Annotated in this window: 2 tRNA genes and 3 rRNA genes; all 5 read left to right on the forward strand. The window is 45.3% G+C overall.

What is annotated here, in order from left to right:
• Positions 1-85: 85 nt before the first annotated feature.
• The 5 genes from G6W43_RS10335 to rrf all read left to right on the forward strand — a co-directional run bounded on the left by G6W43_RS10335 (position 86) and on the right by rrf (position 5,446).
• Positions 86-1,596: ribosomal RNA gene (locus tag G6W43_RS10335) — 16S ribosomal RNA — on the forward strand.
• 94 nt (positions 1,597-1,690) lie between these two features.
• Positions 1,691-1,767: transfer RNA gene (locus tag G6W43_RS10340), tRNA-Ile, on the forward strand.
• 12 nt (positions 1,768-1,779) lie between these two features.
• Positions 1,780-1,855 (forward strand) — tRNA-Ala (locus G6W43_RS10345).
• Positions 1,856-2,289: 434 nt separating this feature from the next.
• Positions 2,290-5,194 (forward strand): 23S ribosomal RNA (locus G6W43_RS10350).
• A 133-nt stretch (positions 5,195-5,327) separates the two neighbouring features.
• A 5S ribosomal RNA gene (gene rrf, locus G6W43_RS10355) occupies positions 5,328-5,446 on the forward strand.
• Together the 16S, 23S and 5S rRNA genes with 2 tRNA genes alongside form the textbook arrangement of a ribosomal RNA operon.
• Positions 5,447-5,531 lie beyond the last annotated feature (85 nt).

Below are 5,531 nucleotides of genomic sequence, written 5' to 3' on the forward strand. Positions count from 1 at the left end.
AAAAACATTATTACTAGATTGCATTAGCAATCTTAGTCTTTAGTGTTGCTTCTTAGTAAAGCTTTGCTTTACGCTAAAGAAGGTTAATATGGAGAGTTTGATCCTGGCTCAGAGTGAACGCTGGCGGCGTGCCTAATACATGCAAGTCGAACGGACAAGTAAGAGCTTGCTCTTATGAGTTAGTGGCGCACGGGTGAGTAATGTATAGCTAATCTGCCCTACACTAGAGGACAACAGTTGGAAACGACTGCTAATACTCTATACTCCTCTTTAACATAAGTTAGATAGGGAAAGTTTTTCGGTGTAGGATGAGGCTATATTGTATCAGCTAGTTGGTGAGGTAATGGCTCACCAAGGCTATGACGCATAACTGGTCTGAGAGGATGATCAGTCACACTGGAACTGAGACACGGTCCAGACTCCTACGGGAGGCAGCAGTAGGGAATATTGCTCAATGGGGGAAACCCTGAAGCAGCAACGCCGCGTGGAGGATGACACTTTTCGGAGCGTAAACTCCTTTTGTTAGGGAAGAACAATGACGGTACCTAACGAATAAGCACCGGCTAACTCCGTGCCAGCAGCCGCGGTAATACGGAGGGTGCAAGCGTTACTCGGAATCACTGGGCGTAAAGGACGCGTAGGCGGATTATCAAGTCTCTTGTGAAATCCTATGGCTTAACCATAGAACTGCTTGGGAAACTGATAATCTAGAGTGAGGGAGAGGCAGATGGAATTGGTGGTGTAGGGGTAAAATCCGTAGAGATCACCAGGAATACCCATTGCGAAGGCGATCTGCTGGAACTCAACTGACGCTAATGCGTGAAAGCGTGGGGAGCAAACAGGATTAGATACCCTGGTAGTCCACGCCCTAAACGATGTATACTAGTTGTTGCTAAGCTAGTCTTGGCAGTAATGCACCTAACGGATTAAGTATACCGCCTGGGGAGTACGGTCGCAAGATTAAAACTCAAAGGAATAGACGGGGACCCGCACAAGCGGTGGAGCATGTGGTTTAATTCGAAGATACGCGAAGAACCTTACCCGGACTTGATATCTAACAAATCATCTAGAGATAGAAGAGTGTCTGCTTGCAGAAATGTTAAGACAGGTGCTGCACGGCTGTCGTCAGCTCGTGTCGTGAGATGTTGGGTTAAGTCCCGCAACGAGCGCAACCCACGTCATTAGTTGCTAACAGTTCGGCTGAGCACTCTAATGAGACTGCCTTCGTAAGGAGGAGGAAGGTGTGGACGACGTCAAGTCATCATGGCCCTTATGTCCGGGGCGACACACGTGCTACAATGGCATATACAATGAGAAGCAATATCGCGAGATGGAGCAAATCTATAAAATATGTCCCAGTTCGGATTGGAGTCTGCAACTCGACTCCATGAAGCCGGAATCGCTAGTAATCGTAGATCAGCCATGCTACGGTGAATACGTTCCCGGGTCTTGTACTCACCGCCCGTCACACCATGGGAGTTGATTTCACTCGAAGCCGGAATACTAAATTAGTTACCGTCCACAGTGGAATCAGCGACTGGGGTGAAGTCGTAACAAGGTAACCGTAGGAGAACCTGCGGTTGGATCACCTCCTTTCTAGAGTACATATAGATATTCTCTCACAAGATATCTATAAGAAAGATATTCTCAATCATCCTTGTTTAGTTTTGAAAGATTGATAGACCTATAGGGGCCTATAGCTCAGCTGGTTAGAGTGCACCCCTGATAAGGGTGAGGTCACAAGTTCAAGTCTTGTTAGGCCCACCAGAGAATTTAATTGGGGAATTAGCTCAGCTGGGAGAGCGCCTGCTTTGCACGCAGGAGGTCAGCGGTTCGATCCCGCTATTCTCCACCATAAAATAGTTTAACAGCAAAAGTCTATATTAAGTGTTTTTAGAAACATTTACTTTAGACTTTTAAGCGTACTTGATCTTTATTGATTACGAAGTTGCCGAAAGCAACTTTGTGCTTTAGGGGTTTCCAAAGGGTGTAACTCTTTGGTCGTAAAGACTAGCTTGCTAGTCTGCGAAGTCTAAATGTTCTTTTAATTAATATTGTTAATAGTCACAAGCAAGTTTTAAAAACAATTTTACAGGACTTGTTAAAGATTTAAATTTCTATTCTCTTTGCATTTAATGCAAAAGTTTGACATCACAATCTATTTAGGATTTAAAACTTATCTAAATAGTAGTCAATGCTTTCCGTCTTGAGAGTTAGAATTTAAATGTAGTAACATAAAGTTATCTTTAACAAGGAAGTGATGCGAATTAGAATAATCTAATATAGAAAAGGTAAGCTACAAAGAGCAAGTGGTGGATGCCTTGGCTAGTAGAGGCGATGAAAGACGTGCCAGGCTGCGATAAGTCTCGGGGAGCCGTCAAGGGGCTTTGATCCGGGAATTTCTGAATGGGGCAACCCAACTAATAGAGATATTAGTTACCGTATAACGGAGCGAACGAGGGGAATTGAAACATCTTAGTACCCTCAGGAAAAGAAATCAAAAGAGATTGCGCTAGTAGCGGCGAGCGAACGCGTAAGAGGGCAAACCACTAGTTTACTAGTGGGGTTGTAGGACTGCAATATAGACTAAACTTAGCTAATAGAACGACCTGGAAAGGTTAGGCACAGAGGGTGATACCCCCGTATATGAAAGCTTTGTTTTACTTAGCAGTATCCTGAGTAGGGCGGAACACGTGATATTCTGTCTGAAGCTGGGTAGACCACTATCCAACCCTAAATACTACTACTAGACCGATAGTGCACAAGTACCGTGAGGGAAAGGTGAAAAGAACTGAGGTGATCAGAGTGAAATAGAACCTGAAACCATTTGCTTACAATCATTCAGAGCCCTATGATTTATCAGGGTGATGGACTGCCTTTTGCATAATGAGCCTGCGAGTTGTGATGTCTGGCGAGGTTAAGGAAACCCGGAGCCGTAGCGAAAGCGAGTCTTAATAGGGCGTTTAGTCAGACGTTGCAGACCCGAAACGATGTGATCTATCCATGAGCAGGTTGAAACCGGTGTAAGAGCCGGTGGAGGACCGAACCCGCTAGCGTTGAAAAGCTATGGGATGACTTGTGGATAGGGGTGAAAGGCCAATCAAACATCGTGATAGCTGGTTCTCTCCGAAATATATTTAGGTATAGCGTCATGTAGTAACACTAGGGGGTAGAGCACTGAATGGGCTAGGGCATACACCAATGTACCAAACCCTATCAAACTCCGAATACCTAGTGTGTAATCATGGCAGTCAGGCGGCGAGTGATAAAATCCGTCGTCGAGAGGGGAACAACCCAGACTAACAGCTAAGGTCCCTAAATCTCATTTAAGTGGAAAACGATGTGGAGTTACTTAAACAACCAGGAGGTTGGCTTAGAAGCAGCCATCCTTTAAAGAAAGCGTAATAGCTCACTGGTCTAGTGATTCTGCGCGGAAAATATAACGGGGCTAAAATGAGTACCGAAGCTTTAGACTTAGTTTTACTAAGTGGTAGGAGAGCGTTGTATTTGCGTTGAAGGTATACCGGTAAGGAGTGCTGGAGCGAATATAAGTGAGCATGCAGGCATGAGTAGCGATAATTGGGGTGAGAATCCCCAACGCCGTAAACCCAAGGTTTCCTACGCGATGCTCGTCATCGTAGGGTTAGCCGGGTCCTAAGCAAAGTCCGAAAGGGGTATGCGATGGAAAATTGGTTAATATTCCAATGCCAACTATAATGTGCGATGGAAGGACGCTTAGAGTTAGAGGAGCCAGCGGATGGTAGTGCTGGTCGAAAGGTGCAGGTTGGAGTTCAGGCAAATCCGAACTCCTTTAAGCCGAGGCCTTACAGGTGCGTGAAGTTCTTCGGAATGAATCGTAAATCCTTGATACTGTCGAGCCAAGAAAAGTTTCTAAGTTTAGTTATAGTTGCCCGTACCGTAAACCGACACAGGTGGGTGGGATGAGTATTCTAAGGCGCGTGGAAGAACTCTCTTCAAGGAACTCTGCAAAATAGCACCGTATCTTCGGTATAAGGTGTGCCTAACTTTGTGAAGGATTTACTCCGTAAGCATTGAAGGTTACAACAAAGAGTCCCTCCCGACTGTTTACCAAAAACACAGCACTCTGCTAACTCGTAAGAGGATGTATAGGGTGTGACGCCTGCCCGGTGCTCGAAGGTTAATTGATGACGTTAGCTCTGCGAAGCGTTTGATCGAAGCCCGAGTAAACGGCGGCCGTAACTATAACGGTCCTAAGGTAGCGAAATTCCTTGTCGATTAAATATCGACCTGCATGAATGGCGTAACGAGATGGGAGCTGTCTCGAAGAGGGATCCAGTGAAATTGTAGTGGAGGTGAAAATTCCTCCTACCCGCGGCAAGACGGAAAGACCCCGTGGACCTTTACTACAGCTTGACACTGCTATTGGGATAAAAATGTGCAGGATAGGCGGGAGGCTTTGATCCATAGACGCCAGTTTATGGTGAGCCATTGTTGAGATACCGCTCTTTTTTATTCTGATAGCTAACTAGCTTGAGTTATCCTCAAGTAGGACAATGTCTGGTGGGTAGTTTGACTGGGGCGGTCGCCTCCCAAAATGTAACGGAGGCTTACAAAGGTTGGCTCAGAACGGTTGGAAATCGTTCGTAGAGTATAAAGGCATAAGCCAGCTTAACTGCGAGACATACACGTCAAGCAGAGACGAAAGTCGGTCTTAGTGATCCGGTGGTTCTGTGTGGAAGGGCCATCGCTCAAAGGATAAAAGGTACCCCGGGGATAACAGGCTGATCTCCCCCAAGAGCTCACATCGACGGGGAGGTTTGGCACCTCGATGTCGGCTCATCGCATCCTGGGGCTGGAGCAGGTCCCAAGGGTATGGCTGTTCGCCATTTAAAGCGGTACGCGAGCTGGGTTCAGAACGTCGTGAGACAGTTCGGTCCCTATCTGCCGTGGGCGCAAGAAGATTGAGGAGAGTTGACCCTAGTACGAGAGGACCGGGTCGAACCAACCACTGGTGTACGAGTTGTCCTGCCAAGGGCACCGCTCGGTAGCTATGTTGGGATGTGATAACTGCTGAAAGCATCTAAGCAGGAAGCCAACTCCAAGATGAATCTTCTTTTAAGAGCTCATATAGACTATGTGTTTGATAGGCTGGGTGTGTAATGGATGAAAGTCCTTTAGCTGACCAGTACTAATAGCTCGTCTGCTTATCTTTTAATAAGCATCACTTCCTTGTTAAGGATAAAAACTTAATAAGATATGTTTTTATAAAACTTTGTTTATGACTTTTAACTTTATCTAGCGGTGTTAAATAAGAGATTTATTTATTAAATCTTTTATTTAACACTGCCCGTGACTATACAGACGAGGAAACGCCTTGCTCCATCTCGAACCAAGAAGCTAAGCTCGTCCTGGCTGATGATACTCTCCCTTACTGGGATGTTGGAAAAGTAGGTCGTTGCGGGCTTTGTTTTTATCTGCTTTAATTCTTATATTATTTGATCCTAGTTTTTATTAGTGTTTATTTCTGTTTAAGTATAAAATATTAAATT

It is taken from the genome of Campylobacter concisus, assembly GCF_015229965.1.
Classification (GTDB): domain Bacteria; phylum Campylobacterota; class Campylobacteria; order Campylobacterales; family Campylobacteraceae; genus Campylobacter_A; species Campylobacter_A concisus_BD.